Raw genomic sequence first — 26,692 nt, 5'->3', positions numbered from 1 at the left:
TCGCATGACGATCGATCAGAACATCCAGGAGATCAACCGGACCATGTGGTCGTACGGCGAGTACCGGCACGTCGCCGATCTGCTGCGGCCGGGCGCCGTCGAGCTGGTCGACCGGCTGGCCCCCGCGCCGGACACCGCCCATCTCGATGTCGCCACCGGCAACGGCAACGTCGCGCTGCTGTCCGCCCTGCGCGGCTGCGTCGTCACCGGGCTGGACCTGACCGACGAGTTCTTCCCCGACGCACGCGAACGGTTCGCCCAGGCAGGCGTCCAGGTGGAGCTGCGACGGGGCGATGCCCAGGAACTCCCCTTCACCGACGCCTCGTTCGACCTGGTGACCTCCACCTACGGGATCCAGTTCGCGCCCGACCACGCCGCGTCGAGCGGGGAGATGGCCCGGGTACTGCGGCCCGGCGGCCGCATCGGCATGTGCAACTGGACGGCGCGCAGCTGGACCGCGCACTTCCAGGAGATCCTCTCCGCCTACTTCCCCTCGCCCAACGGCCATCAGGGACAGCCCATGCTGTGGGGATCGCCGGACTACCTCGCCGAACTCCTCGGCCCCGGCTTCACGGTCACCTCCGAACGCCGGGAACTCTTCTACCCGTTCGCCGCGGCCGAGGACCTGGTCACCTTCTTCGAGAACTGCTTCGGCCCCTGCATCGCGGCGAGGAACACCATTTCGCCGCCCTCGCGATGGAAGGAACTGCGAGCGGAAATGGTCGAGATGACCGAGGGATTCCACACCACGGACGAGCGAGGCACGGGCGTACCGGTCGAGTACCTGCTGGTCATCGCCGAGAAGCAGGCGGGCCGGTGACCGGCCTGCCCGAGTACTACCCCCGCCTTCCGCTGGCCGACGGGGCGCGCGAGCGCGCCGTCGCCGCGGCACTCACCCGCCACGAACCGTACGAACTGGGGGAAGGGGTCCATGCCTACGTCGAGCGGTTCGCGGCCGCACACCCCCACCGGACCGCCGTCGAGGACGGCGAAGAGTCCCTCGGATACGGCCGGTTGGCCGACCGGATGCGCCGCACCGCCGCGCAGCTGGCGGCCGCCGGGATCTCTCGGGGGCAGATCGTCGCGGTCGGCGGGCGGCGCGGCGCCGACGTCGTCACGGCCTTCCTCGCCCTGGAGCTGCTGGGCGCCGTCTACCTGCCGGTCGATGCGAGCTGGCCCGCCGCACGCGTCGAATCCCTGCTCACCGACAGCGGCGCGGCACTGATGCTGACCACCGGCGCGCCGACGGACACCGGGGAACTGGTCAAGGGCGCCCGCGCGGCCGGCGTACCCACCACCACACCGGAACCGGCCGATGCCTCGTACACCCGGACCCTGTCGCCCGGCCCGGACGAGGTGCGCTACGTCCTCTACACCTCGGGGTCGACCGGCCGGCCCAAGGCCGCGATCGTCGAGCACCGCGGAATGCTCAACCACCTCTGGGCCAAGATCGACGATCTGGGGCTGACCGCGGACGACCGACTGGCCCAGACCGCGCCGCTGAGCTTCGACATCTCCGTATGGCAGATGCTCGCCCCGCTGCTCGTCGGCGGCCGGGTCCAGATCTTCGCCGACGAGCAGGCACAGGACGGCGCCCTGCTGCTGGAGGCGTTGCGCGGATGCGGCACCACGGTGCTGGAGACCGTACCCACACTGATCCGCTTCCTGCTCGACGCCCAGGAGAGCGCGGGAATCCGGCCCGGCGCGCTGCGCTGGATGATCGCCACCGGCGAGGAACTGCCACCCGCTCTGGCCCGGCGGTGGCACTACACCATGCCGGGCATCCGGCTGCTCAACGCGTACGGCCCCACCGAGTGTTCGGACGACGTCACCCATGCCGAACTCGGTCCTCCGGCCGCCGGAGTACGCCATCTGCCGATCGGCTCGCCCATCGGGAACGCCGAACTGTACGTACTGCGCGAGGAGAACGGGCAGTGGCATGCCTGTGCGCACGGGGAGACGGGGGAGCTGTTCGTCGGGGGACTCGTCGTGGGCCGTGGCTACCTCGGTGACCCGGAGCGCACCGCTCTCGCCTTCTTCACCGACCCGTTCGGCACCGGTGGCGGACGCCTCTACCGCACCGGGGACGCCGTACGCGCACTGCCGGACGGCCAACTGGAGTACCTGGGCCGGGTGGACCGGCAGGTGAAGCTCGGCGGCGTACGCATGGAGCTCGCCGAGATCGAGGCGGTGCTGGGCGACCACCCCCGGATCGCCGCCTGCGCCGTCACCGTCCACACCCCCGACGACACCGGAGCCCTGGTCGCCCGGGAGAGCGCACACACTCCGGTGGCGGCGCAGCCACCCCGGCTAGTCGCGTATGTCGCCGCCTCCGGCGACGAGCCGACGGAGGAATCACTGCGCGCCCATCTGAGCGGCCGGCTCCCTGCTCCCATGGTGCCGCACACCTTTGTCGTCCTGCCCCGGCTCCCGCTCACCCGCAACGGCAAGACGGACTACAAGGCCCTGCCCGCACCACCGCGCCGCAGCCGCCCCGACACGCGCCCGTACGCCCCGCCGCGCGGCGCGGCGGAGACCGCGATCGCGGACGTCGTCGCCGGGCTCCTCGGCACCGGACGGGTCGGCAGGAACGACAGGTTCCTGGAGCTGGGCGGCGATTCGCTGCTGGCCATGCGGCTGGTCGCCGCCCTTCGCGGGACGGGATCGGCCGCCGGCCTGCGTGACGTGCTGCGCGACGGCAGCCCCGCCGCGCTCGCCGCGCTCGGCAAGGAACGGAGGCCCGCGCCCGGTGCCCGCACGGAGGCGGTGCGGGACGGCGCACCGCGCACCCGGCCGCTCACCCCGCAGCAGACCGGCGTGTACTTCCACTGGCGGCTCGACCCGCTCAGCCCCTACTACAGCTACCAGGGTTCCCTGGAACTCGACGGACTCCTCGACGTGGCAAGGCTGGCCCGGGCCTGGCAGCTGCTGCTCGCCGAGAATCCACTGCTCCTCGCCCGATTCGCGGAGAACGACGGGACAGACGGGGCGGACGGGCAGGACGCGGCGCAGGAAGGGGTGCACGAGGTGGTGCACCAGTACCCGCACTGGGAGGTGCCGCTGCCCGGCAGCGCCCGGGACGTCACCGCGGAAGCATTTCGCGCGACGGCCGCCGAGGAGGCGGCCCGGCCCTTCGACCTGCTCACCGAACCGGCCCTGCGGACCAGTCTGTTCCGGTTGCCCGACGGGCAGCACCGGCTCCTTGTCACCATGCATGAACTGCTCCTCGACGGCTGGGGAGCGACCGTGCTGTTCCAGCGCCTGGCCGAACTCTACGAACAGCGGCCCGCCGGGCCCGACCCCGAACGCGCCACCCGCTACGACCGCTATCTCGACCACCTCACCGAGCGGCTGGCCACCGAGGAGGTGGCCGCGGCGGGGGAGTACTGGCTGCGGCGGCTCGCGGGCGGGCTTCCGGTCCTCCAGATCGCACAGAAGCAGCGGCCCGCCGCACCCACCTATCGGGGCGAGATCACCGAGGCGGTCCTCGACGAGCGGCTGTCCCGGCGGCTGCGCGACACCGCGCTGGCCGCGTCCGCCACCGAGTTCGTACCGCTGCTGGCCGCCTATGCACTGGCCCTGAGCTACTACAGCGACACCGACGACGTGATCATCGGCGCCCCGATGGCGGGGCGGGAGCGTCCGGAGACCGCCGATGTGCCCGCCTTCGTGCTCGCCATGCTGCCACTGCGCCTGGACATCGACCCGGCCGTCACCCTCGCGGAGTTCACCGCACAGGTGAGGGAGACGGTGTACGACGCCTATGCCGCGGCCGAGCACCCCTTCGGCTGGACGTTACGGCGGCTTCCGGCCGCCTCGCGGAGCTCATCGGCGACCCCGGTCTTCCAGACCATGCTCAACATGCTGCCCTACCCGGCGCGCGCCACCACGGCGTCGGACGTCCGGTTCCGCTTCGTCGAACTGGACACCGGCTACACCAAGTACGACTGCGCTTTGTACGTCCAGCCGCACGGCCCCGGCCGACTGCTCCTCCAGTACGCCTACCAGCGGGAGCTGCTCGACGCGCCGGCCGCCCGCAACGTACTGGAATCCACCCTGATCGCGCTCCGGGCCCTCACCGACCCGGAGCGTGCCGAGCACACCACCGTTCGCTCCCTCGATCTGCTGCCCGGAGACGATCACCGATGACCACGCCGACCCTGCTGGAACGCTTCGCCGAGCAGGTGGCGGCCCACCCCCGGGCCGTCGCCCTGCGCCACACCGGCACCAGCGTCACCTACCGCGAACTCGACGAATGGAGCGGCCGGCTGGCCGCCCGGCTCACCGCCAAGGGCACCGGCCCGGGCTCGCTGGTGGCACTCGCCGCCCAGCGCGGGCCCGCCGCCGTCGCGGGCGTCCTCGCCGTACTGAAGACCGGCGCCGCCTACCTCGGGCTGGACCCCGCGATACCCGTGCGACGGCAGCGCCGGATGGTGGAGGAGACCGGGCCGCACTGCGTGCTGGCCGAGCCCGGACTCGACCAGTTCCCCACCCTGGACGCCCCCCGCGTCACACTGGCACCCCTGGCCGAGGGCCCGCTGCACCAGGCCCCCGAGCAGAAGCCCGACGAGGACGCACTGTTCCACATCGTCTACACCTCGGGGACCACCGGAAACCCCAAGGGCGTACGCATCAGCCACCGTTCGGTCCGTGGCCGGCTGGAGTGGATGTGGCAGGACCACCCGTTCCCCGAGAACGCGGTGCTCGCCGTCCAGAAGTCACTGGCACTGGTCGCCTCGCCCTGGGAACTGCTGGGCGGACTGCTCAAGGGCGTCCCGTCCGTCGTGCTCGCCACCGATGAACTCCTCGATCCGGTGCTCTTCGCCGCCGCCGTCGAGCAGGAACGGATCACCCATCTCTTCCTGACCCCGCAGCTGATCGCCGGACTGCTCCAGGAGTGCGCCGGACGCCCCGACGGGCACCGCCCGGTGCTGGTCACCAGCGGCGCCGACACCCTGCCCGTGGAAACCGTCCTGCGCTTCCGCGAGGTCTGGCCCGACACCATCCTGCTCAACCTGTACGGCATGACGGAGACCGCCTCCAACGTCGCCGCCTACGACACCGTCCGGCTGCCCGCCGACGCCGAACGCGTCCCCGTGGGCAGCCCCGTGGCGGGCGCCTCGCTCACGGTCCGTGACCGGCTCGGCCGACGCCTCCCGGCCGGTGTGACCGGCGAGGTGTGGGTCTCCGGACCACCACTCGCCCTCGGCTATGTCGGCGGCGACGGCGAGGACCGCTTCACCACCGATGACGCCGGAGTCCTGCACTACCGCACCGGCGACCGTGGCCGTCAACTCCCCGACTCCGTGCTGGAGATCACCGGACGCGCCGACAACCAGGTCAAGGTGCGCGGCTACCGCGTCGAGCTGGAGGAGATCGAGGCCACCCTGCGCAAGGCACCGGACGTCACCGACGCGGGGGCCTACGCGGAGACCGAGGACGGCGAAACACGCATCGTCGCCTGTGTCACCGCCGACGAGGAGACCGGCGCCGCCGCACTGCGCGCGTATCTGCGCGACCGGCTGCCCGACTACATGGTGCCCGCCCGCATCCAGCAGGTCCCACGGCTCCCGCTGAGCACCAACGGCAAGCTGGACCGCACCGCCCTGGGCACACTCGTGGCAGGCATCGGTCAGGAACGGGTGGCCGGATTCACCCCGTCCGACGCCACCGAGACCGCAGTCGCCGCGCTCTGGCAGGAACTGCTCGGCACACCGCCCGCATCGGCGGACCAGAACTTCTTCGACGCCGGAGGCCACTCCCTGCTCGCCGTCCGGCTCGCCAACCGGCTGGCGGCGACGGCGGGCCGCCGCGTGCCGCTGCGCCGCATCCTCGGCGCACCCACCGTCACCGCGATCGCCGCCCTGTGCCGCGAGATCCAGCAGGAGGAGCAGAAATGAACGACCCATGGCTGACAGTGCCGGGCGAGCAGCAGGGCTCCGCCACAGGTACCCTCGCCGTCTGCTTCGCACCCACCGGCGCCCACGGCTCGACGTTCGCGAGCTGGCGGGGCCTGACTCCCGAGGACACCACCCTCGCGTTCGTCGCACCGCCGGGCCGCGGGACCCGCGTCGACGAGGAGCCCGTCACCGACATGGCCGCCTACGCCGACGCGGTGGCGGCCGGGACACGCGAACTGCTGGGCGGGCGACGGCTGGTACTGATCGGAGTCAGCCTCGGCGCCCTGCTGGCGTACGAGACCTGCCGCCGGCTGCTCGACGCCGGGGTGCCCGTCACGCGGCTGTGCGCCGTTGCCGGGCAGTGCCCCGGCGACTTCCACGGCCGAGGCGAGGACGTGACCGTCGAGGACGCCCGCGCCTTCGTCGCCGGAACCGGACTGACCGACCCGGAGCTGCTTGCGGACCCCGAGTTCGAGGAGGTGCTGCTGCCTCCCGTCATCGCCGATCTGCGGCTGGCCGCCCGGTACGACGGCCGGCGGGGGACCGTTCCGCAGGTCGAGTTGCGTGCGGTGTGGGCCACCGACGACCCGCACGTGCCCGAGGTCACCGTGCGCCGCTGGGCCGAGTGGACCCGGGGCGAATGCACCCTGAAGTCCGTCGGGGGCGGTCATTACGCCCACCAGGAGAATCCTGCCGCGGTCATCTCCGCCTGCCTCGACGGACTTCCCGGAATTCGGCCGTCACGGCGTTCCGTGCTCGGTGCCGGCGCGACGGCCGTCGCGTCCACGGTGCTGGGCCTCGGCGCGGTGGCATCGGCGTCACCTGCGGCGCGGGCCGACGCGCCGACGGGGACGGCCGGAGCCTCCTTCGACGGCGATCCCACCGACCCCGTGGCCCTGGCCGTCGCCATGATCCGCCAGAACACCAGCAACCCCGGCGACGGCGCGGTCACCCTGCCGTTCGCCCGGATGCTCCAGGGCATCTTCCGGGATGCCGGAGTCGGAACCGAGATCGTGCCCACTCCGAAGGACGGCAACGTCCACTTCTTCGCCCGCGTACCCGGCAGCGGACCGATCACGAAGAAGCCCCTGATCCTGCTCGGCCACTCCGACGTGGTACCCGCCATCGGCGACAGATGGGAGACGGACCCCTTCGCCGCGGAGATCAAGGACGGCAAACTGTATGGTCGCGGCTCGCTGGACATGAAGGGCGTCAACGCCGCCTTCGTCGCCGCTCTGCTGCGCCATGTCCGCGAGGGAGCGGCCTTCGACCGCGACATCGTCCTCTGGTCCGACTGCGACGAGGAACAGGGCCCCTACGGCGTGCGCTGGTTCCTCACGGAACACCCGGGCAAGGTGGCGGCGGGCGCGGTCATCACCGAGGGCGGCTGGGTACTCAACCAGCGCGACGGCACCACGCCCATGATCGCCTCGCTCACCTGCAACGACAAGCGCTCCCTGCTGCTGCGCCTGGAGACCGCGTCGTACGCCACCCACACCTCCAAGCCGTTCAGCGGACAGGCGGTGATCCGGCTGGGCGAGGTGCTCGACCAACTCGGGGGGTGGCGTGCCCACATCCGCCCGAACGCGCTGTCCCGGCAGTACTTCGCCGAACTGGCCGAGGCCACCACCGACCGGCCGTTCGCCGAGGCGCTCCGGGAGATGCTGGCGGCCCGCACGGACCAGCGGCGGGACCGGGCGGGGGAAGCGGTGGTGCGGCTCAGCGAGACCCCGGAGCTGCACAACGCGATGCTGCGGACCACGCTCGCCTTCACCTCCGCCCAGTCCGGCTACTACCCGAGCATCGTGCCGGGCACCGCGACCGCGGAGTTCCGGGCGGCCTTCCTGCCGGGGGCCGATGACCCCGGACGCATCGTCGCCGAGCTCCGCTCGCTGATCGGTAACCGGGCGACTCTGAGTGTGGTCGGAAATCCGGGCGAGAGCGAGCGGCAGGCCCTGGACCGATTGCGCGGCTATCTGGCCACACCCGACTCCGACTACGACACGGACGTCTTCCGCGCCTGGCAGAGCGCTGTACGCCGGACCCACCCCGGAGTACGGGCCACCGCCTGCCAGTTCGAGGCGGTCACCAGCGCGGTGCCGTTCCGGGAACAGAACGTACCCGTGTACGGCATGTACCCGTTCACCGTGAACCGGGACATGCTCAAGCGCATGCACGGCACGGACGAACACATCGGCGTCGAAGCACTGCGACAGGGCACCGAGACCGTCTACCAACTCCTGGCCGGACTGCGGACGCGGGCCTGAGCCCCTGGCGCACTGTGCGGGCCCGCCCGGCCGGGCACGCCCGCACAGTGCGTCGGACCGTCATCCCACGCTGACCCAGTCCAGGGTGCGCTCCACCGCCCGTTTCCAGTTCGCGTAACCCCCCGCCCGCTGCTCCTCGCTCCACTGCGGTTCCCAGCGCTTCGACTCCTGCCAGTGCTCGCGCAACTCGTCCTGGTCCCGCCAGAATCCGGTGGCGAGACCGGCGGCGTAGGCGGCGCCGAGCGCGGTCGTCTCGGCGACCACCGGGCGGCTGACAGGGACACCGAGCACATCGGCCTGGATCTGCATGCACAGGTCGTTGGCCGTGACCCCGCCGTCGACCTTCAGCACGTCGAGATGGACACCGGAGTCCTGCTCCATCGCCTCCACCACGTCCCGGCTCTGGTAGCAGATCGCCTCCAGAGTGGCCCTCGCCAGATGGGCGTTGGTGTTGTACCTGGCCAGACCGACGATGGCGCCGCGGGCGTCCGAGCGCCAGTACGGGGCGAAGAGCCCCGAGAAAGCCGGCACGAAGTACATCCCGCCGTTGTCCGCGACGGACCGGGCCAGCCGCTCGCTCTCCGCCGCATCGGTGATGATCTTCATCTGGTCCCGCAGCCACTGCACCGCGGACCCGGTGACCGCGATCGACCCCTCCAGGGCGTAGACCGCAGGGCTCTGCCCGAACCGGTAGGCGACCGTGGTGAGCAGGCCGTGCTGCGACCGGATGGGCTTCGTACCGGTGTTGAGCAGCAGGAAGTTGCCGGTGCCGTACGTGTTCTTCGCCTCGCCCGGCTCGAAGCACACCTGCCCCACGGTGGCCGCCTGCTGGTCGCCGAGCACCCCGGTGACCGGGACGGCGGCCCGCAGCGGACGCGAGGTGCGGGTGCGGCCGTACGCCTGAGCGTCGGAGGAGGGATTGATGGTGGGGAGCATCGCCCGGGTGATGCCGAAGATGTCCAGCAGCTCGTCGTCCCAGTCGAGCGTCTCCAGGTTCATCAGCATCGTGCGGCTGGCATTGGTCGCATCGGTGGCGTGGGTGCCGCCGTCGGGGCCGCCGGTGAGATTCCACAACACCCAGGAGTCCGTGTTCCCGAACACCGCGTGCCCACGCTCCGCGGCCTCGCGGACCCCCTCGACGTTCTCGAGAATCCACTTGATCTTCCCGCCGGAGAAGTAAGTGGCCGGAGGAAGCCCCGACTTGCGCCGGATGACCTCGCCGTGCCCCTCGTTCTCCAGGGTTTGGGCGATCGAGTCGGTACGGGTGTCCTGCCACACGATGGCGTTGCAGTACGGACGGCCGGTTCGGGGGTCCCAGACGACGGTCGTCTCGCGCTGGTTGGTGATCCCGATGGCGTCGAGATCCGTGCCGCTGAGACCACCGGTGCGCAGGGCGTTCTGCATCACCGAGTTGGTGCGCTCCCAGATCTCCACCGGATCGTGCTCCACCCAGCCGGGGCGGGGCAGGATCTGTTCGTGCTCCAACTGGTGTCTGGCCACTTCGTTGCCGTCGTGATCGAAGATCATGAAGCGGCTGCTGGTGGTGCCCTGGTCCACTGCGCCGATGAAGTCCGCCATGGCATGCTGCCTCTCCTGAGTCCGGGCTCGGTGAAGGGACCGGGCGTCACGTCTCCGTCGGTACGGGGATGGTTCCCTCCGGTTCCTCCTCCGCCGTGGGGAGGAAACGGCCGATGAACACCTTGTAGACGAACGCTCCCAGTGGTCCGCCGACCAGCGGGCCCACGATCGGCACCCAGAAGTAGAAGTTCCCGTACTGATCCCGCCACGCCCCGCCGTATCCGGTGAGGAAGCTCGCGAGCCGGGGGCCGAGGTCACGGGCCGGGTTGATGGCGTATCCGGCGTTGGTGCCGAACGCCATGCCGATGGCGACCACGATGAGGCCCACGATGAACGGGCCGAGATTGGAGCCCGGCGGGGTGTTGAGGAGATCGGTGACCGCGAAGATGAGCAGTACGAGGATCGCGGTGCCGATGACCTGGTCCCGGAACGCTCCCCATTCGTGGACCGGAAGAGCGGGGTTGCCGTTGGCGGGAAGCGTGGAGAACACGAACTGCGTCTTGATCGTGTGCCCCGGGTCCGCCCTCGCCAGCGCCTCCGTGTAGTTCCACCGCACCAGCAGCGCCGCGACGAACGCCCCCGCGACCTGGGCGAGCGAGTACGGCGCCACCTTCTTCCAGGGGAAGTCCTTGAACGCGGCGAGGGAGAGGGTCACGGCGGGGTTGAGATGCGCTCCGCTGAGCCGGCCCGCCACATAGACGCCCAGTGTGACTCCGAGCCCCCAGGCCCAGGCGATGCTGTCGTGATTCCCGAGGCCGCCCGGCGGATCGGTGAGCGCACCGCCCGCGACGACCTGGGCCACCACACCACAACCGATGAGGATGAGAATCATCGTGCCGAGGAACTCCGCGGAGAGTTCCCCGGCGAGCCCCGACCGCTTGAGCCGCTCCATGGGGTCTCGCTTCCTGTCGATTCACGACCTCTTGCGGCATAGATCCACATCTGAGCGTAGACGGGGGCAGTTGGATCCGCACTCGGTGGCATACGCACCGTTCCCGCCCCCTCCCGGGGCGGGAACGGCGCCCTGTCTCAGTCCACGTCGACGTGGTCGAAGAGCTCCAGCATCCGCCCGAGCACCCGTACGCATGCCGTCACATCGCCATCGGTGAGGTCCCCGTCCACCTGGCGCAGCAGCGACTGCTCGCGGGCCAGAGCGGCGTCGATCGCCGCCCGGCCGCTCGCGGTCAGCCGGACCAGCGACGACCGCTGGTGTGCGGGGTTGGGGATGATCTCGACCAGCCCCGCGGCCGCGGCGTCGTTGACCATGCGTTGCACGAACTGCCGGCTCAGTGCCTGCGCCCGGCCCATTTGGGGAACCGTCATGGGGCCGTTCTCGCGCAGCAGATCCAGTACGGCACGCACACCGACGGACAGGCCCTCGATCGGTGCGGTCTGTTCCACCTTGCGCTGCACACGCCGGTAGAGCGGGCCGACCAGGGCGAAGACCTCCGTGAGCCGGTGGGCCAGTTCCTCGGGCGGCAGGGGCGGGTCGATATCGGTCATCCCGCAATCATGACACCTAGGTTGTCAATGTGACCAGGAGATGGCACCTTGGTTGTCATGAGTGCTGCTTCCGAGCTGAAATTCTTCGAGACCGAGGACGGCCGCCTCGTCCACCGGGACACCGGCGAGGGCCCACTGCTGGTGCTGCTGCACGGCGGATTCCTGGACCACGGGATGTGGGACGACCAGGTGCCGGAGCTGTCGCGCCACCACCGGGTGATCGTGCCGGACGCCCGTGGGCACGGCGGATCGGCCAATGCGACCAGGCCCTTCCGGCACACCGACGACCTGGCCGCCCTGCTGCGCCACCTCGACGCGGGGCCCGCGGTCCTGGCCGGAGTGTCGATGGGTGCGGCCACCGCTGTCGACACCGCGCTGGAGCACCCGGATCTGGTGCGTGCGCTGGTCGTCGGCGGGGCGGGGACGAGCGAGCCCGAATTCGACGACCCCTGGGCCCAGGGGGTCCTGGCCGCGCAGGCCCGCGCCCTGGGCGCGGGTGACATCGAGGGCTGGATCGACGCCTTCATGCTCTTCGTGGCGGGCCCGCACCGCAAGCTCGACGACGTCGACCGCGCCGTGGTGGTGAGGGTGCGCGAGATGGTGGCCCGGACGCTGTCCAAGCACAGCGGTGGCGAGGTCGATCTGAGGGTGCCCGTTCCCGACACCTGGGCGCGGGCGGCCGGGATCGCGGTCCCCGTCCTGGCCGTCAACGGCTCCATCGACGCGGCGGATCACCTCGCCATGGCCCGGCGCCTGGTGCGGACGGTCGCCGACGGGCGGGGGGTGATCGTCGAGGGTGCCGCCCACTACCCGAGCATGGAGAGGCCGGAGGTGTTCGGCCGGATCCTCGGGGACTTCCTGGCGGCCGTTCCCGCGCCGTAGAACGGCCGTACGCGCCCCGGGCAACGGCTGTACGCGCCCCGGGCAACGGCTGTACGCGCCCCGGGGAACGGCTGTACCCGCCCCTTGGAACGGTCGTACCCGCCTCGCAGGGCGCAACCGTCCTCAGTGGCCGGCGGCGGCCACCGCGTCGTCGGCCCCGGCGGTGACCTGCGCCGGGGTGTCGTGCAGCCCCAGGCGCAGGTGCTCGACGTGGAAGAGGGCCTGGTCGAGGAGTTCGGCCACGTGGTTGTCGTACAGCGCGTAGATCACCGAGCGGCCCCGGCGCTCGCCCGTGACCAGGCCGAGGTTGCGCAGCAGCCGCAACTGGTGGGAGCAGGCGGACTGCTCCATGCCGACCGCGTCGGCGAGCTCCGTCGCGGGGCAGGGGCCCTCCTGGAGGCGCGCCAGAATGCGGAGCCGGGACGGCGTGGCGAGGGCCTGAAGGGTGGACGCCACCTCGGTGGCCCCCACCACGTCGAGGCGCTCGCGCGCGGTGGCAGCGGTCTTCGCGTCAACTCCGTGGCCCATGCCCTCATCCTACGGAGATGTATACATGAATGAGTGTTCATGTGATCCTGTATGGTGCGGAGGCCGAACCACTCCGCCCTCTCGCGTGAAGGATCACGCCCATGTCTTCCACCCTCACCCGCCCGGTCGCGCCCGCCGGCCCGGTCCGAACGGGGGGCCCTGGGCGGCGCACCCGGATCCTGGCCCTCCCGGAGGCCCGCTGGGCCGCTGCCGCGCTGCTGCTGTTCCTGGTCGCGCTGCCCCTGCAACTGCTCGGTGCCCCGTGGTGGACATGGGGCCCGCTGTACGCGCTGACGTACGTCACGGGCGGCTGGGAGCCGGGCTGGGAAGGGCTGAAGGCGCTCAGGGAGAAGACGCTCGACGTCGACCTGCTGATGGTCGTCGCGGCTCTCGGCGCGGCGGCGATCGGACAGGTGCTGGACGGCGCCCTGCTGATCGTCATCTTCGCGACCTCGGGCGCCCTGGAGGCGTTCGCCACCGCGCGGACGGCGGACTCGGTACGCGGACTGCTCGACCTGGCACCCGCCAGGGCCACCCGGCTCGGCGAAGCGGGTGCCGAAGAGACCGTGCCCACCGAGGAGTTGACGGTCGGGGACGTGATCCTGGTACGCCCCGGCGAACGCGTCGGGGCCGACGGCCGGGTGCTCGACGGGGCGAGCGAGGTGGACCAGGCAACCATCACCGGTGAGCCGCTGCCAGTGGCCAAGGAGCCCGGCGACGAGGTCTTCGCGGGAACCCTGAACGGCACCGGGGCGCTGCGGGTGACCGTGGAGCGCGACCCGTCCGATTCGGTGATCGCCCGGATCGTCGCCATGGTCGAGGAGGCATCGGGGACGAAGGCCCCCACCCAGCTGTTCATCGAGAAGGTCGAACAGCGGTACTCGATCGGCATGGTGGCCGCCACCATCGCCCTGTTCGCCGTGCCCCTGGCCTTCGGCGCGGCACTGCAGCCGACACTGCTCCGGGCGATGACCTTCATGATCGTGGCCTCGCCGTGCGCCGTGGTGCTGGCCACGATGCCGCCGCTGCTGTCCGCGATCGCCAACGCCGGACGGCACGGGGTGCTCATCAAGTCCGCCGTGGTGATGGAACGTCTCGGTCCGGTCGACGCCGTCGCACTCGACAAGACCGGCACCCTGACCGAAGGCACCCCACGCGTCACCGACATCCGTCCACTCGTGTCCTCGGGCCTGACCGAGGACGCCCTGCTCACGCTGGCGGCGGCCGCCGAGCATCCCAGCGAACACCCCCTCGCCCGCGCGGTCACCGAAGCCGCCCGGACCCGCGGTCTCGCCCTGCCGCCGGTGGCGGACTTCACCTCCGCCCCGGGCACCGGCGTCACCGCCACCGTCGACGGCCGCACGGTCGCCGTCGGCAGCCCGGCCCGCCTGCTGGACGTTCGTACCGGCGAGGCCGAGGCCGGGGCCGCCGCCGAACTCGCCGTACAACTGGAGGAGGACGGCCGCACCGCCGCCCTCGTCGTGCTCGACGGCACACCCGTGGGCGTCCTGGGCATCGCCGACCGGCTGCGCACCGACGCCCGGTCCACCGTCGCCCGCCTCACTCGACTCACCGGCGGCACACCGGTGCTGGTCACCGGGGACAACCCTCGTGCCGCCGCCCGTCTGGCCGCCGAGGTCGGCATCGATGACGTCCGGGCCGGTCTGCTGCCGCAGGACAAGGTGCACGCGGTCAAGGCGATGGAAAGCGCCGGGCGGAAGGTGCTGGTGGTCGGGGACGGCGTGAACGACGCCCCGGCCCTGGCCGCGGCCCACACGGGCATCGCCATGGGCAGGGCCGGCTCCGACCTGGCCCTGGAGACCGCCGACGCCGTCGTCGTCCGCGACGAACTCGCCACCGTCCCCACCGCCGTGGCGCTCTCGCGGCGGTGCCGCCGCCTCGTCGTGCAGAACCTGGTGATCGCGGCCGTCTTCATCACCGGCCTCGTCATCTGGGACCTGGCCGGCACGCTGCCGCTCCCGCTGGGTGTCGCCGGGCACGAGGGTTCCACCGTCATCGTCGGCCTCAACGGCCTTCGCCTGCTCCGCGACGCCGCCTGGACGCGCGCCGAGCGCGAACGCTGAACCCGGGGCAGGCGGGGCAGTACGGAACGGGAAACCCGGTGGGGGTATCGTCGGGCATGCACCGCAGGACCCGTCGACCTGTACGACCACCCGTACGAGCGAGCAATCGAGGCAGCCGTGTATCGCGGACGGACACGCACACCGGGAGCGTCCCGGCTGCTCGTGCTCCGTGCCGTCCTGCTCGGGCTGTTCCTCATGCACGGAGCACCCGCGAGCGCCGCGGAGGGCTGCCACGACGCGGTGACCGTCACGGCGGCCGCACCCGCGCCAGGGTCCATGCAGGCGACCGCCGGCCACGCGGCCATGGAGGCCGGGCACGGTTCCGCTCAGGCGGCTGCCGCCATGCCCGCGATGAACGGCGAGTCGTGCGTATTCACCCATGCCCGTGACCGGGTGCTGCCGCTGCTGATGTCGCTGGGCCTGGCGCTCGTGGCGGTTCAGACACTCGCCGGGCGCCGTACGGCCGTACGCGGACCGGCCCGGCGGGGACCGCCCTTGGCCGGCAGGGGGCTGCTGCTCCAGGTGTGCATCGCGCGGACGTGACAGGGATCCGCCGGTCCACGGCCCTTCGAGGCCGGACCGGTTGGACGAACCTGCCCCATTCGCGCGCCACGGACGTGGCGCACCCACCTGGAAAGAATTTCTGATGTCCGCTTCCCGCTGCTCCGCCGCCCGCCGCCGCACCCGCGCGGCCGCCGGCACCGTCGCCGCCCTCGTTCTGGCACTGACCGCCTGTGGCTCCTCCGACGGCTCGAAGTCCGACGGTTCGTCCATGCCCGGCATGGACCACGGCTCGGCCGGTGCCTCCGCACCGGCCACCCCCGGCGCCGAGTTCAACGATGCCGACGCGAAGTTCGCGCAGCAGATGATCCCGCACCACCAGCAGGCCATCGAGATGGCGAAGCTGGCCGACGGCCGCGCCGCCGACCCCGAGATCAAGAAGCTGGCCACCGCGATCGAGAAGGCCCAGGACCCCGAGATCGACACGATGAAGGGCTGGTTGACGTCGTGGGGCAAGCCGCTGCCCTCGTCCTCGTCCTCGATGGGTGACATGCCCGGGATGGATCACGGCTCGGACGGCTCGGCAATGCCCGGAATGATGTCCGGCAAGGACATGAGCGATCTGGCGGCCGCCAAGGGCAAGGACTTCGACAAGAAGTTCGCCCAGCTCATGATCGGGCACCACCAGGGCGCCGTCACCATGGCCGAGGACGAGCAGAAGAACGGCGACAACGCCGAGGCGAAGAAGCTCGCCGGTGCCGTCGTCACGGCCCAGACCGCCGAGATCGAGCAGATGAACAAGATCATCGACAGGCTCTGACCCCGGCAGGGGTGCGGGCCGCCGGCGTACGAAGGCTCGCACCCCTTTTCCCGGTCCGGCCGGTACGGGCACGTCCCAGCGACCGCAGTTCGGCCGGCGGCCCTCCGGCGCCGCTGCCGGACTTGCGGCCAGGAGGTAGTCGACCCGCCGACAGCGCGGTTAGCGTGACCGCATGGATCGTGACGAACAGTTGCTTCACGCCTCGTCGTTCGGCGCGGCGGCGGTCGCGTACGCCGAGCACCGCCCGGTTCGGCTCCCCGGAGCAGACCGGGTTCCCGCACGGGCAGCACCGCACCGCCGACTCCCGCGTCGCGACCGTCGCGACGCGGGCGGGGCTGCTCGTCATGCCGGAAGCGGAGCGAGAGGCCTTGCTGGGCCGGATCCGTGCCTTCCTCGCAAGCAGACCCGAGACCGCCCGCGGCGAGTTCACCCTCCCGATGCTGACCGGCGTGCTGCGCGTCCGGCGGCTGTGAGGCGCACGAGGCCGACAGCCCGGGCATCAACCGATCGGGCCGCGTAGCAGTTCGGCCACCTCCTCCGCGCCGGTCTCCCGCAGCTCCTCCCCGACCAGCAGCCACCTGGTGACACCGACCGATTCGAGGAAGGCCAGGTCGTGACTGGCGATCAGCAGCGCGCCCTCGTAGGAGTCGAGCGCACCGGTCAGCTGCCGCACACTGGCGATGTCGAGGTTGTTGGTCGGCTCGTCCAGCATCAGCAACTGCGGGGCCGGTGCGGCGAGCATCGTCGCCGCGAGGGCGGCACGGAAGCGTTCGCCGCCCGACAGTGTGCCCGCCGGCTGTTCCGCGCGCTTGCCCTGGAAGAGGAAGCGCGCGAGCTGGGCGCGGATGTGGTTGTCGGTGACCCCGGGCGCCATCCGGGCCACGTTCGCCGCGACGCTCAGTCCGTCGTCCAGCACATCGAGCCGCTGCGGCAGGAACCGCACCGGTACGAAGGTCCTGGCATCGCCGGACAACGGGGCCAGCTCACCGGTGAGCGTGCGCAGCAGCGTCGTCTTGCCGGCGCCGTTGCGGCCGACGAGCGCGATGCGCTCCGGCCCGTTCACCTGGAGGGTGCCCTCGCGCAGCCTGCCGAACCGCGGGCGCAGCCCGTTCAGGCGCAGCACGGTGCGCCCGGTGGGCACCGCCGTGTGCGGGAGGCTCACGCGGATCTCGGCGTCGTCGCGGATCGCGTCGGCGGCCTCCTCCCGGCGTTCGCGCGCCTCGTCGAGACGCTCCTCGTGGACGCCGCGAAGCCTGCCCGCCGACTCCTGTGCCGATCGCTTCCGGCGGCCTGCCAGGATCTTCGGGAGGCCGCCCTCGGCCTCCGCCTTCCGGCCGTTCCTCTGGCGCCGGGCCAGCTTCACCTGTGTCTCCTCCAGTTCACGCTTCTGGCGGCGCACATCGGCCTCCGCGGCGCGCAACATCCGCCCCGCGGCCTCCTGCTCGGCGGCCACGGCCTCCTCGTACGCCGACCAGCCGCCGCCGTACCAGTTCACCGAACCGGTGCGCAGTTCGGCGATGCGGTCGACGCGCTCCAGCAGTTCCCGGTCGTGGCTGACCACGACCAGTACGCCCGAGCGCCAGGAGTCGACGGCTTCGTAGAGCCTGCGGCGCGCGAACACATCGAGGTTGTTGGTGGGCTCGTCCAGGAGCAGGACGTCGGGGCGCTCCAGCAGCAGCGCGGCCAGCCGGAGCAGGACGGTCTCCCCTCCGGACAACTGCCCCACGGTGCGGTCCAGTTCGATGCCGCCGAGGCCGAGCGACCCCAGTGTCGCCAGGGCCCGTTCCTCGACGTCCCAGTCGTCGCCGATCGTCTCGAAGTGCTTCTCGTCGACGTCCCCGGCCTCGATGGCGCGCAGCGCGTCACGCCGCTCGGCGATGCCCAGGGCCCGGTCCACCCGCAGCGTGGTGTCGAGGGTGATGTTCTGCGGAAGGTGGGCGAGGCTGCCGCCGACGGTCACTGCCCCCTGGGACGGGCGCAGTTGACCGGCGAGCAGCCGCAGCAGGGTGGACTTGCCGGCGCCGTTGGTGCCGACGAGCCCGACGCGCCCCCGGCCGATGCTGAGCGAGAGCCCGTCGAAGACGGTGGTGCCGTCCGGCCACCGGAAGGCCAGGGCCGAGCAGGTGAGGGAGGCGTGGGGGGTGGTGGGTGTCGCCATGGTGTTCCTCGCATTCGCAAGCGCAGTGAAGGGGGCTTCGTATGCGAGCACCACGCGGCGACCGGGGAGCGGAGGGAGATGCGGCGGTCCTGAAGATCGAGGGACGGCTCATGCACCGAGGTCGCATCCACGCGGGGTCACGGGCAGTGCGAAGCACTGCTACTGCGTGACGGGCGCACGGGCAAAGCCGTACGGCGTGATGTTCGCGAACCTCAGATGCGCAACGTCCACCTCAATCGGAGACAACAGGACATCAAAACTGTAACGACCGGGGGGCGGAAAGGCAATGTCACCGGGCCTCGGCGGCCGCTGGGCGAAATGCCCGCTTTTGTGAATTCGTGGCGCGAGTCACGTTCGGCCCGCGGGATGCTGTGCCTCATGGATCGGTTCCCTTTCCGCGCAAGGGGAGCGGGTCGTGCGGTGTGAGGTGGATTACCGAAATTCCCGTTAATCGATCTTGTGGGTGAATTGCATTCGGAAATTGGGGTCTTGTCCCGTTCGGCTCTTCTCGCCTACGGTCACCGTCAATCCGGACGGAACGCCGAATCCTGCCGCTGTCCGGCCATCCGACCACCCATGCACGGCAGGAGCGGGGGACCCAGGTAAGCCGCCGGTCCGGAATCCGGAACGGCTCGGGGTGAAGCCGCGCTCGTGTGCGGCCAGGCATCTCCAGCCTGAACCCGACAGCTCACCTCGCAGGCGACGGAGAGGAATCCACCATGTCCGCAACGGGTACGTACCGCCGTCGCAAGTCCACCCCGCTGACCCGCGGTTTCATCGCCGTGGGCACGGGCGCCGCCGCTCTCCTGCTGCCGCTGCTCGGCGCCCACACCGCCTCGGCGGCTCCGGCGCAGTCCGCCGGCGTCGCCGCACCGGCAGCGCAGTACGCCAACGATCTGGACGGCTGGATCAAGGAGTCGCTGGCCGTCATGGCCGAGCACAACATCCCGGGCAGCTACAACAGCATCCACCGCAACATCATGCGCGAGTCGTCCGGCAACCCCCGGGCCATCAACAACTGGGACTCGAACGCCGCCGCCGGGACGCCGTCCAAGGGTCTCCTCCAGATCATCGATCCGACGTTCCGGGCCTACCACGTGCCCGGGACCTCGATGGACAGCTACGACCCGGTCGCCAACATCACGGCGGCGTGCAACTACGCGGCCGCCAGGTACGGCTCCATCGACAACGTCTTCGGGGCCTACTGACGTACGCGACACCGCTGCCGCACGGCCGGGTGCTCCGTCCCGAGGTCAGCCCGGCCTCGGGGGTGTCCAGTCGGCGTGGCAGAGGATCGTGCGGATCGTGACACGGGACGGTGCGAGACGCATCGCCGCGTTGCGCAGCGCGACGGCCGCCGGGTGGGACAGCTGTTGGCCCATCCGGCCGGCCTGCCGCGCGGCCCGCGCGACCGACTGGCTGCGGGGCCGACGCTCCGCGTCGTAGCGGCCGAGCGCCGACTCGACGGTCGCTTCGCCGGACAGCGCGGCGGCCAGTGTCGCCGCGTCCTCCAGTGCCTGGCAGGCCCCCTGGCCGAGATTCGGGGTCATGGCGTGCACCACCTCCGCGTACTTCCGCACCCGTCAGGCCCTGCTCACCGCGCTCGTCAGACGGCTCGTCGCGCACGACCAGGCGGAACTCCAGGCGGCCGGCGAGCGGGCGCCGGTGATGCGCGACGCCGGTGAACTGACGGACGGGCTCGCCGGTTTCGTCGAGCGGCGGCTGACGGGAGCGGGGCGGCAGCGGTCGCTCGCCCGCTACGCGTGCGCGGTCGAGAGCATGCGCCACCCGGAGCTGCGCGAGATTCTTGTGCCGCGGGAGAACGCGGCTCGTGACGCCGTGCGGGCTTTCCTGCGTGCGCGGGGGGTGGCCGACGCCGAAGGCCGCACGCTCACGCTGTTGGCCTGTGTGGACGGGCTGGTATTCGACCGGCTGGTGGGCGGCGGGGGAGTGTCGAGGGGCGAGATCTCGGGGCTGGTCGCCGCGGCCCTCCGTGACTCCGGCTCCGATGTGGGGCATGGCCGCGACGCCCCGGGGTGATGCCGGGCCGCGTCACTCCTGGGCGGGTTCCGCCGCCTGTCGCCGTGGTTCGCGGCGGGGCAGTACGGGAACGGTCGCCGCCTCCCCGCCCCGGACCGCCTGCACCACCGCGTCGTGCAGGCTACGGCTGTCCTCCTCCGAACAGCACCGCACCGGACTGCCCGACATGGTGAACCAGTCGATCGCACCGGTGTACTGCACAGTGACCTGGGCCGAGTCATCCGCCCAGGTCGTGTGAACGGTCAGGTCCCCGGACAGCACACCCACCTCGTCCGTGAGCACGCCACCGCGTCCCGAGAACACACCGCAAGTCGTCCATGACGCCCAAGCCATGTCTCCAGGCTGGCACCACGACAGCGGTTGCGCGACCCGTGAGCCCCGCACTTCGGCCCAGGTCCGGCGGCCCCGCCCTTCCGGATGCTGGAAATGGGGGAAACTTTCCACCGGGTCCGGCTGCGGTTCCCGCACCCCCCGATCCCCGTGCTTTGACGCGTTGTTAGCGCCAAATCGTCGAATAGGGCCCTCGGAACAACGAATTCCGAAGGTGAACACCTATTGACCTGCGGATCACGTCAGGATTGCATGTCGCGCTGGGAGTGACGAAACCACTCACCACGTCCTCGTCTGGAGGCGATACCGCTCCCGCGCTCGAACACCGCACCTGTTGATCGGAACCGCACGATGACCGAAACGCTCAGCGCTCCCCAGGCGCTCGCACCAGCGACCGGCCCCACCCCACAGAAGCTCAAGCGTTCCATCGGCGTCGTGGGCGGAACACTGCTCACCCTCTCCTGCGTGACGCCCGCCTCGACCCTCTTCGTGGTCGTGCCGGACCTGTTCTCCAGCCTCGGCACGTACACCGCCCTCACCATCGCCATCGGCTCGCTGCTCTGTATCGCGGTCGCCTTCTGCTACTCGGAACTGGGCACGCTCATTCCGAGCGCCGGGGGCGAGTACGCCATGGTGTCGACCATGGCGGGGCGGCTCGCCGGGTGGCTCGTCTTCGTGCTCTCGCTGCTGGTCGTGATGATCGTGCCCCCGGTCATCGCCATGGGAACGGCCGACTACCTCGCTCCCATCGTGCACATCCCGGCCTCCGTCGCGGGCGCCGGCGTCATGGTGCTCGCCACCCTCGCCGGTCTGCTGGACCTGCGTGCCAACGCGTGGATCACCGGCATCTTCCTGGTCCTCGAAGTGATCGCGGCGGCCGTCGTCGCCGTACTCGGCTTCGCGCACTCCGAGCGCGGTGCCTTGGCACTGGTGCACGGCTCGGTCGCCTCGTCGGGCGGCGGGAGTTCGACCGTCACCGCGATGATGGTGGTCTCCGGGCTCGCCATCGCGCTCTTCATCACCCAGGGCTTCTCCACGGCCGTCTACCTCTCGGAGGAGCTGGAGAACCCGCGGCGCAACGTGGCCCGCACCGTGCTCGCCACCCTCGCCATCTCCACGGCGGTCATCCTCGTCCCGGTCATCGCCATCACGCTGGGCGCCCCAGACCTGGCGGCACTGACCTCGGGCGACCTCAACACCATGGTCGCCGCCTGGTCCAACTCGGCCGTCGGGACCTTCGTCAGCCTCTGCGTCGCCCTCGCGATCATCAACGCGGGCATCGTGATGGTCATCCAGAACTCGCGGGTGCTGTTCGCCTCCGCCCGTGACAAGGCCTGGCCCGGGCCGGTCAACAACGCCCTGTCCCGGCTCGGCCGCTTCGGCTCCCCGTGGGTTGCGACCCTGGTCGTCGGCGTTCCCGGCGCGGCGCTCTGCTTCGTCAACCTCGACACCCTGTACGGCGTCACCGGGGTCTCCGTCACCGCGATGTACCTGCTGGTCGCCGTTGCCGCGCTGCTCTGCCGCCGCGGCGCGCACCGCGAGGCGCCGGCCTGGCGCATGCCGCTCTGGCCCGCGATCCCGGTCCTGCTGATCGCCGTACTGGCGTACATCCTGACCCAGCAGGAGACCGAGTACCTGCTGTGGACCGGCGGGATCACGGCGGTCGCCACGCTCTACTGGGCGTTCTACCTGCGGCCCCGCAAGGAGACCCGCTGGCTGGTCAGCATTCCGGAGGACGCACAGTCCTGACCCGGACCTGTTCCGTGCCGTGCCCGGCCCGGCGGCGGAGACCATCCGCAGGCGGGCCGGGCACGTGTCCGTCCGGGCCGCCGTCGCGGGCCGGATCGCCCGACCGGGCGCCGTGACGGCCCGACGACGGGCGGACCCACCCCCGACTCCCGCACAGTGGGGTGAGGACAGGCCGTCGTCACAACACGGGGAGTCGGACGGGATGAGCGTGGCACGGGTCGGAGTCGTCGTACACCAGGGCCGTCCCGAGGCCGTCGTCGCGGCGGGCGTCGTACGCGACTGGTGCGCCCGCGAAGGCATCCCCTGCACGGACATCGACGTGTGGCGCGAAGACGGGCGCAGGCGCGGCGGGCGCGAGGAGGCCGACGTCGCGGGCAATCCCGATCTCATTGTGACGCTCGGCGGCGACGGGACATTCCTGCGCGGCGCCCGGATCGCCGCCAAGAACGACGGCGCCGTCCTCGGGATCGACCTGGGCCGCGTCGGCTTCCTCACCGAGGTCCCGGCGAAGGACGTGGTCCGGGCGCTCGACGCCGTCCACCGGGGCCGGGCGGCGGTCGATGAGCGCATGACCCTGACCATGCGGGCCTCCCGCGTACTCGAAGTGCCCAAGGACATCGACGCCCTGATGGCCTACGGACGACGCCCGATGCTGCCGCCCCCGCACGTCGACCTCGAAGCGGAGGCCGCGGCGGAGGACTGGGGCGTGGCACTGGACGTCACCGCGCTCAACGACGTCGTCGTGGAGAAGCTCGCCCGCGACCGGCAGGTCAGCCTCGGCGTCTACATCGGCGGACGGCTCCTCGCCTCGTACTCGGCCGACGCGGTCATCATGGCCACCCCCACCGGCTCGACCGCCTACAGCTTTGCCGCAGGCGGTCCGGTGGTCTCGCCACGCATGGACGCCGTCCTCTTCACGCCCGTGGCGGCGCACATGACCTTCGACCGCACCGTGATCGCCGCGGCCGACGAACCGATCGCCGTCCGGGTCCTGCCGCACTCGGGGCAGGGCGCGGTGACCATCGACGGCCAGCTGCGCGGCGTGCTGGACGCCGGGGACTGGATCGGGGTGTACGCGTCACCGCACCGCCTCCGCGTCATCAGGCTCGGCCCGCACGACTTCTACGGGCGGCTGCGCACCCGTCTGCGTCTCACCGACGCTCCGGCCACGGCGGCCGACGGGGCGAGCGCACCGCTCTTCCGCCCCGACGGACCGGTCCCGCACGACCTGGCCCACCTCCATCTCTCCCTGGCGGACCGGGACGCGGCCGACGGTGGACGGCCACGCAAGGCACCACCCGGATCCCGCCCGTGAACCCGGGCCGCAGGGAGCCCCGTGCGCCGAAGTCGCTCACGTTCGATTCGACAGGTCCCTTACGCCGAAGGAGTTCCCATGGCCGGCAGCGCCGATCTCCCCGCCCCCACCACCGTGACGGTTCCCGACACCGAACTGACCTCAGCCGCCACCCAGTTGGTGCGGGACACCACCGACGACCTGATCTACCACCACTCCCGCCGCGTCTATTTCTTCGGCGGTCTCCAAGGACACAACAGGGGGCTGAGCTTCGACCCGGAACTGCTCTACGTCGCGGCCATGTTCCACGATCTCGGCCTCAACGAGGAGTTCCGTGCCAGCGGGCGCCGGTTCGAGGTGGACAGCGCCGACGAGGCACGGCGGTTCCTGCAGAGCCGCGGTGTGCCCGAGGACAGCATCCGCCGCGTCTGGACGGCGATCGCGCTCCACACGACGCCGGGGATCCCGTCGTTCATGGAGCCGGAGGTCGCACTCGTGACAGCGGGGGTGGAGTACGACGTACTGGGCATCGGGTACGACGACATCAGCGAGGCGGACCGCGCGGCGATCGTCGCCCTGCACCCCCGCCCCGACTTCAAGCGGCGCATTCTCAGGGCCTTCACCGAAGGCATCGAACCCAAGCCGGAGACGACGTTCGGCAATGTGAAGGCCGATGTGCTGGCGCGCTACGTGCCCCGGTTCGAACGGGGCGACTTCGTGGACACCATCCTGGATTCGGCCTGGCCGGAGTGACGGCGGTGAGCGGACCGCACGACCCGGTGGGGGCCACTCCGTCGCTATAGTCGGCATCTGCAGGAAAGTGGTCGTGCGGGGTCGAACGGCTCCGCGCCCGCCGCCCGTTCCTCCCCCGTCCACGGAAAGGGCGAGCGATGCCGGCCGTCCTCGTACTGCTGCTCGCCGGAACGTGGCTGCTCTCCGGCGCCCTGGTCACCGGGACCGATCCGCTGATCGTCGCCGTGGGCCGCACCGCGGTGTGCTGTCTGGTGCTCACCGCCGTCGCGGCGGCCACCGCCGAGGGCAGGTCCGATCTGCGCCGGGCGGCCGCCAAGCCGGGCACCGTGTGGCTGCTGGGCCTGCTCGGCTTCGCCGGGTACGCGGCAGGGACCCTCCTCGCCATCCCGCGCATCGGGACCTCGCTCACCAATCTCGTCGTCGCGCTGATGCCGTGCGCCTCGGTGGCCGTGGGCGCGTTGTTCTTCGGCGAACGGTCCGGGCCGCGCAAGGCGGCGGGGGCGGTACTCGCCTGCGCGGCGGCGGTCGGATACGCGGCGCTCGGCGCGGACGCGGGCGATGCGGACGGGCCGGGGCTGCTGCTGGTCGCGGCGGCGACCGTGGCCTTCGCCGGGTACGGGTTCCTGTACCGGCAGCGGCTCTCGGGGCTGCCGCCGCTCGCCGTGCTGCCCGTACTGCTCGCGGCCGCCACCTGCCTGCTGCTCCCGATGGCGCTGCCCGCGCTGATCTCCCACCCGCCGACCCCCGCCGCGATCGGCGGCACGGTCGTGCTGGGCGCGGCCGTGTACGCACCCGCCTACCTCGTACAGCACCGGCTCATCCTGCTCCGCGGGCCGGTCTTCACGGCCGCCGTGCAACTGGCCGTTCCCTTCACCGTGCGACTGGGCGACTGGGCGCTCGGCACCGCGTCCGCTCCCTCCGCGGCCGAGCTGCTGCTCCTCGCCGTGTGCTGCGGGGGCATCGCACTCGTCACCGTCCAGCCCGCTCCCCGGCTCGCCGCCGCCGAGTGAGCGCGGGGCCGCCGGGCGGACCGGATCAGCCCTCCGGCCGCGGTCCGGCCGTCGTCGCGCCGACCACCGGTGTGCACGGGTGGGCGTGCGTCCCGGGGGCGTCGTGGCCGTCTTCCACCTGGGCCGCGGCGACGGCGCCCAGCGCGGCCAACTCCGTGTCCACGGTGGTGAGATGGCGGGAGCACCGACCGCTGATCACGTACTCCCAGTTGTCCACGCCGACCAGTGCGACATCGTCCGGCACGCGCCTTCCCGACTCCCCGCAGCTGCGGACGCTCTCGTCCATCGTGTCCGGGTCGAAACCCGTGTCGTAGAGCAGGTACGCCTGTTACTGGCCGCCGAGGTGGGTGACCGCCCCGACCAGCACCGGTTCGGTGAACGCTCCCCGGGCGTTCTGGGCGAGTATGCCGATCGTCCGGCTCCGCCCCAACGCGAAGGACTGGGCAAGGGCGTTGGGACGGAAGTCGAGTCTGCGCGCGGCCTCCGCGATGCGCGATCGCGTACCTGATCAACGACGGCAACGGGCCGAGCAACGGGGAGCACAACTTCGGCCTGCTGCGAAGGACGGGCCCGGAGGCCTACGGGCTCAACCCGAAGCCCGCCTGCCTCGCGTACTCCACCACGGCCCGCGAGCTGACCGGGGCGCGGTTCACCGGCCGGCTGCACACCGGCGACCGCGACCTGCACGCCTACACCTTCGGGTCCGCGCCAGCTCGCCCGGCGGCGGCGCGGTGACCACGGCCCTGTGGAGCAGCGACCGCACCGGCAATCCGGTCCGGGTGCGGACCCGGAAGCCGGTCACCGTGGTGGACATGCTCGGCTCGGAACGGGTCCTGGAGCCGGTGGACGGCTGGGTGCACCTCACGGCCACCGGCGCCCCGGTCTGTCTGCGGGCCGCGGTGGACAAGGTCGAGGAGCCACCGCTGCTGTCGCTGTCAGCGCCCCGGGACATCGCGGCGGGAGCGGAGGTTCCGGTGACCGCCACACTCGACAACCGGGTCACCGGTCACAGTGACGGGGCGTCGGTACGCGAGCGCACCGTGGTCTTCGAGATCGAGGGCGAGCGGGTCACCGTCTCGGCGGCCCCCGGCCGACGGGCCACCGCCGTGCTGCAGGTCCAGGCCGGTGACGCTGGTGCGCCATCAGCAGGTGCAGCTGACTGGCTGATCCGCTGTGCTGCCCCGGGCCGGTGGGCGACGTGGCACCCGGCACCCACCGGCCATCGACCATCAGTACCGAGAGGCGATCCACCATGACCAACACCACCACCGGCACCGGAGGCGCCGCCGGTCCCC

The 26,692-nt window shown here is 71.4% G+C and carries 23 protein-coding genes, 1 pseudogene and 1 riboswitch; of the genes and pseudogenes, 16 read left to right on the top strand and 8 right to left on the bottom strand.

The genetic code is table 11. From position 1 onward, the window contains the following. Positions 1-4 precede the first annotated feature (4 nt). From OG842_RS03020 to OG842_RS03005, 4 genes are read left to right on the top strand one after another with little or no spacing between them, the layout of a single operon-like run. Positions 5-820 carry a class I SAM-dependent methyltransferase gene (locus OG842_RS03020; RefSeq protein WP_266727183.1) on the top strand — a complete coding sequence of 272 codons (816 nt, stop codon included), beginning with the start codon at positions 5-7 and terminating at the stop codon, positions 818-820. After that, entirely contained in the window at positions 817-4,149 is a 3,333-nt protein-coding gene (locus OG842_RS03015; protein ID WP_266727181.1) for an amino acid adenylation domain-containing protein, read from the top strand. Before OG842_RS03020 ends, OG842_RS03015 begins: the two co-directional genes overlap by 4 nt. Then, complete coding sequence (locus OG842_RS03010) at positions 4,146-5,900, top strand: non-ribosomal peptide synthetase (RefSeq protein WP_266727179.1); 1,755 nt, start codon at positions 4,146-4,148, stop codon at positions 5,898-5,900. The genes OG842_RS03015 and OG842_RS03010 overlap by 4 nt, the downstream gene beginning before the upstream one ends. After that, a complete protein-coding gene (locus tag OG842_RS03005) occupies positions 5,897-8,167 on the top strand; it encodes a M20/M25/M40 family metallo-hydrolase (protein ID WP_266727177.1) in 2,271 nt (756 codons plus the stop codon). The genes OG842_RS03010 and OG842_RS03005 overlap by 4 nt, the downstream gene beginning before the upstream one ends. A gap of 60 nt (positions 8,168-8,227) precedes the next feature. Here the strand turns inward: OG842_RS03005 and glpK are convergent, their stop codons facing one another. The 3 genes from glpK to OG842_RS02990 form a co-directional block, all read right to left on the bottom strand. After that, positions 8,228-9,745: a glycerol kinase GlpK gene (gene glpK, locus OG842_RS03000; RefSeq protein ID WP_266727175.1), complete on the bottom strand. Its 1,518-nt coding sequence runs from the start codon at positions 9,743-9,745 to the stop codon at positions 8,228-8,230. A 46-nt stretch (positions 9,746-9,791) separates the two neighbouring features. Next, positions 9,792-10,637 (bottom strand): MIP/aquaporin family protein, encoded by an 846-nt coding sequence (locus OG842_RS02995; RefSeq protein ID WP_266727173.1) that lies wholly within the window; start codon positions 10,635-10,637, stop codon positions 9,792-9,794. A 137-nt stretch (positions 10,638-10,774) separates the two neighbouring features. Then, entirely contained in the window at positions 10,775-11,248 is a 474-nt protein-coding gene (locus tag OG842_RS02990; RefSeq protein ID WP_266727171.1) for a MarR family winged helix-turn-helix transcriptional regulator, read from the bottom strand. Between the two features lie 57 nt (positions 11,249-11,305). On the opposite strand from OG842_RS02990, the gene OG842_RS02985 reads away from it, so the two are divergent. Continuing rightward, positions 11,306-12,130 carry an alpha/beta fold hydrolase gene (locus OG842_RS02985; RefSeq protein ID WP_266727170.1) on the top strand — a complete coding sequence of 275 codons (825 nt, stop codon included), beginning with the start codon at positions 11,306-11,308 and terminating at the stop codon, positions 12,128-12,130. Positions 12,131-12,253: 123 nt separating this feature from the next. Here OG842_RS02985 and OG842_RS02980 read toward each other — a convergent pair whose 3' ends face one another. Then, entirely contained in the window at positions 12,254-12,658 is a 405-nt protein-coding gene (locus OG842_RS02980; protein ID WP_266727169.1) for an ArsR/SmtB family transcription factor, read from the bottom strand. Between the two features lie 101 nt (positions 12,659-12,759). On the opposite strand from OG842_RS02980, the gene OG842_RS02975 reads away from it, so the two are divergent. The 4 genes from OG842_RS02975 to OG842_RS02960 all read left to right on the top strand — a co-directional run bounded on the left by OG842_RS02975 (position 12,760) and on the right by OG842_RS02960 (position 16,536). After that, the gene (locus OG842_RS02975; RefSeq protein WP_266727167.1) at positions 12,760-14,742 is read left to right on the top strand and encodes a heavy metal translocating P-type ATPase; all 1,983 of its coding nucleotides are present in this window, start codon (positions 12,760-12,762) and stop codon (positions 14,740-14,742) included. Between the two features lie 162 nt (positions 14,743-14,904). Then, entirely contained in the window at positions 14,905-15,285 is a 381-nt protein-coding gene (locus OG842_RS02970) for a hypothetical protein (RefSeq protein ID WP_266727166.1), read from the top strand. A gap of 103 nt (positions 15,286-15,388) precedes the next feature. Continuing rightward, positions 15,389-16,063, top strand: a complete 675-nt coding sequence (locus OG842_RS02965) for a DUF305 domain-containing protein (RefSeq protein WP_266727164.1) — start codon at positions 15,389-15,391, stop codon at positions 16,061-16,063. 164 nt (positions 16,064-16,227) lie between these two features. Continuing rightward, a complete protein-coding gene (locus OG842_RS02960; protein ID WP_266727162.1) occupies positions 16,228-16,536 on the top strand; it encodes a hypothetical protein in 309 nt (102 codons plus the stop codon). Positions 16,537-16,562: 26 nt separating this feature from the next. Here OG842_RS02960 and OG842_RS02955 read toward each other — a convergent pair whose 3' ends face one another. Continuing rightward, positions 16,563-18,221 carry an ABC-F family ATP-binding cassette domain-containing protein gene (locus tag OG842_RS02955; protein ID WP_266727160.1) on the bottom strand — a complete coding sequence of 553 codons (1,659 nt, stop codon included), beginning with the start codon at positions 18,219-18,221 and terminating at the stop codon, positions 16,563-16,565. A gap of 561 nt (positions 18,222-18,782) precedes the next feature. After that, positions 18,783-18,938: riboswitch (cyclic di-AMP (ydaO/yuaA leader) on the top strand. Positions 18,939-18,940: 2 nt separating this feature from the next. On the opposite strand from OG842_RS02955, the gene OG842_RS02950 reads away from it, so the two are divergent. After that, positions 18,941-19,429 carry a transglycosylase SLT domain-containing protein gene (locus tag OG842_RS02950; protein WP_266727158.1) on the top strand — a complete coding sequence of 163 codons (489 nt, stop codon included), beginning with the start codon at positions 18,941-18,943 and terminating at the stop codon, positions 19,427-19,429. A 45-nt stretch (positions 19,430-19,474) separates the two neighbouring features. On the opposite strand, the pseudogene OG842_RS02945 reads toward OG842_RS02950, so the two are convergent. Next, positions 19,475-19,780 (bottom strand): annotated as a pseudogene (locus OG842_RS02945) (FAD-dependent monooxygenase); the annotation flags it as partial. Between OG842_RS02945 and OG842_RS02940 the strand changes: the two are divergent. Continuing rightward, positions 19,770-20,261 (top strand): TetR/AcrR family transcriptional regulator, encoded by a 492-nt coding sequence (locus OG842_RS02940; RefSeq protein WP_266727156.1) that lies wholly within the window; start codon positions 19,770-19,772, stop codon positions 20,259-20,261. The pseudogene OG842_RS02945 and the gene OG842_RS02940 overlap by 11 nt on opposite strands. A gap of 12 nt (positions 20,262-20,273) precedes the next feature. On the opposite strand, the gene OG842_RS02935 is transcribed toward OG842_RS02940, so the two are convergent. Beyond that, complete coding sequence (locus tag OG842_RS02935) at positions 20,274-20,594, bottom strand: hypothetical protein (protein WP_266727154.1); 321 nt, start codon at positions 20,592-20,594, stop codon at positions 20,274-20,276. Positions 20,595-20,942: 348 nt separating this feature from the next. Here OG842_RS02935 and OG842_RS02930 point away from each other — a divergent pair, with 348 nt between their 5' ends. The 4 genes from OG842_RS02930 (at position 20,943) to OG842_RS02915 (ending at position 25,397) form a co-directional block, all read left to right on the top strand. Next, positions 20,943-22,340 (top strand): APC family permease, encoded by a 1,398-nt coding sequence (locus OG842_RS02930; RefSeq protein WP_266727152.1) that lies wholly within the window; start codon positions 20,943-20,945, stop codon positions 22,338-22,340. A gap of 202 nt (positions 22,341-22,542) precedes the next feature. Continuing rightward, positions 22,543-23,655, top strand: a complete 1,113-nt coding sequence (locus OG842_RS02925; protein WP_266727150.1) for an NAD(+)/NADH kinase — start codon at positions 22,543-22,545, stop codon at positions 23,653-23,655. Between the two features lie 78 nt (positions 23,656-23,733). Then, positions 23,734-24,387 (top strand): HD domain-containing protein, encoded by a 654-nt coding sequence (locus OG842_RS02920; RefSeq protein ID WP_266727148.1) that lies wholly within the window; start codon positions 23,734-23,736, stop codon positions 24,385-24,387. Between the two features lie 137 nt (positions 24,388-24,524). After that, on the top strand, positions 24,525-25,397 hold the full coding sequence (locus OG842_RS02915) for a DMT family transporter (RefSeq protein ID WP_266727146.1): 873 nt from the start codon (positions 24,525-24,527) through the stop codon (positions 25,395-25,397). A 25-nt stretch (positions 25,398-25,422) separates the two neighbouring features. On the opposite strand, the gene OG842_RS02910 is transcribed toward OG842_RS02915, so the two are convergent. Continuing rightward, a complete protein-coding gene (locus OG842_RS02910) occupies positions 25,423-25,683 on the bottom strand; it encodes a substrate-binding domain-containing protein (protein ID WP_266727145.1) in 261 nt (86 codons plus the stop codon). 445 nt (positions 25,684-26,128) lie between these two features. On the opposite strand from OG842_RS02910, the gene OG842_RS02905 reads away from it, so the two are divergent. Then, positions 26,129-26,653, top strand: coding sequence for a hypothetical protein (locus OG842_RS02905; RefSeq protein WP_266727143.1), 525 nt, complete (start codon positions 26,129-26,131; stop codon positions 26,651-26,653). The last annotated feature ends 39 nt before the right edge of the window (positions 26,654-26,692 follow it).

It is taken from the genome of Streptomyces sp. NBC_00376, assembly GCF_036077095.1.
Classification (GTDB): domain Bacteria; phylum Actinomycetota; class Actinomycetes; order Streptomycetales; family Streptomycetaceae; genus Streptomyces.
The sequence above is the reverse complement of the archived record's forward strand: the minus strand, read 5'-3'. Positions and strand labels throughout refer to the sequence as shown.

Bases quoted from the DNA above. Each gene is read 5' to 3' on its own strand.
- OG842_RS03005 (WP_266727177.1), top strand. From the start codon at position 5,897: ATGAACGACCCATGGCTGACAGTGCCGGGCGAGCAGCAGGGCTCCGCC.
- OG842_RS02935 (WP_266727154.1), bottom strand. From the start codon at position 20,594: ATGGCTTGGGCGTCATGGACGACTTGCGGTGTGTTCTCGGGACGCGGT.
- OG842_RS02915 (WP_266727146.1), top strand. From the start codon at position 24,525: ATGCCGGCCGTCCTCGTACTGCTGCTCGCCGGAACGTGGCTGCTCTCC.
- OG842_RS02910 (WP_266727145.1), bottom strand. From the start codon at position 25,683: ATGGACGAGAGCGTCCGCAGCTGCGGGGAGTCGGGAAGGCGCGTGCCG.
- OG842_RS02990 (WP_266727171.1), bottom strand. From the start codon at position 11,248: ATGACCGATATCGACCCGCCCCTGCCGCCCGAGGAACTGGCCCACCGG.
- OG842_RS02940 (WP_266727156.1), top strand. From the start codon at position 19,770: ATGGCGTGCACCACCTCCGCGTACTTCCGCACCCGTCAGGCCCTGCTC.
- OG842_RS03020 (WP_266727183.1), top strand. From the start codon at position 5: ATGACGATCGATCAGAACATCCAGGAGATCAACCGGACCATGTGGTCG.
- OG842_RS03010 (WP_266727179.1), top strand. From the start codon at position 4,146: ATGACCACGCCGACCCTGCTGGAACGCTTCGCCGAGCAGGTGGCGGCC.
- OG842_RS02925 (WP_266727150.1), top strand. From the start codon at position 22,543: ATGAGCGTGGCACGGGTCGGAGTCGTCGTACACCAGGGCCGTCCCGAG.
- OG842_RS02920 (WP_266727148.1), top strand. From the start codon at position 23,734: ATGGCCGGCAGCGCCGATCTCCCCGCCCCCACCACCGTGACGGTTCCC.
- OG842_RS02955 (WP_266727160.1), bottom strand. From the start codon at position 18,221: ATGGCGACACCCACCACCCCCCACGCCTCCCTCACCTGCTCGGCCCTG.
- OG842_RS02980 (WP_266727169.1), bottom strand. From the start codon at position 12,658: ATGGGCCACGGAGTTGACGCGAAGACCGCTGCCACCGCGCGCGAGCGC.
- OG842_RS02975 (WP_266727167.1), top strand. From the start codon at position 12,760: ATGTCTTCCACCCTCACCCGCCCGGTCGCGCCCGCCGGCCCGGTCCGA.
- OG842_RS02950 (WP_266727158.1), top strand. From the start codon at position 18,941: ATGTCCGCAACGGGTACGTACCGCCGTCGCAAGTCCACCCCGCTGACC.
- glpK (WP_266727175.1), bottom strand. From the start codon at position 9,745: ATGGCGGACTTCATCGGCGCAGTGGACCAGGGCACCACCAGCAGCCGC.
- OG842_RS02930 (WP_266727152.1), top strand. From the start codon at position 20,943: ATGACCGAAACGCTCAGCGCTCCCCAGGCGCTCGCACCAGCGACCGGC.
- OG842_RS02985 (WP_266727170.1), top strand. From the start codon at position 11,306: ATGAGTGCTGCTTCCGAGCTGAAATTCTTCGAGACCGAGGACGGCCGC.
- OG842_RS02965 (WP_266727164.1), top strand. From the start codon at position 15,389: ATGTCCGCTTCCCGCTGCTCCGCCGCCCGCCGCCGCACCCGCGCGGCC.
- OG842_RS02995 (WP_266727173.1), bottom strand. From the start codon at position 10,637: ATGGAGCGGCTCAAGCGGTCGGGGCTCGCCGGGGAACTCTCCGCGGAG.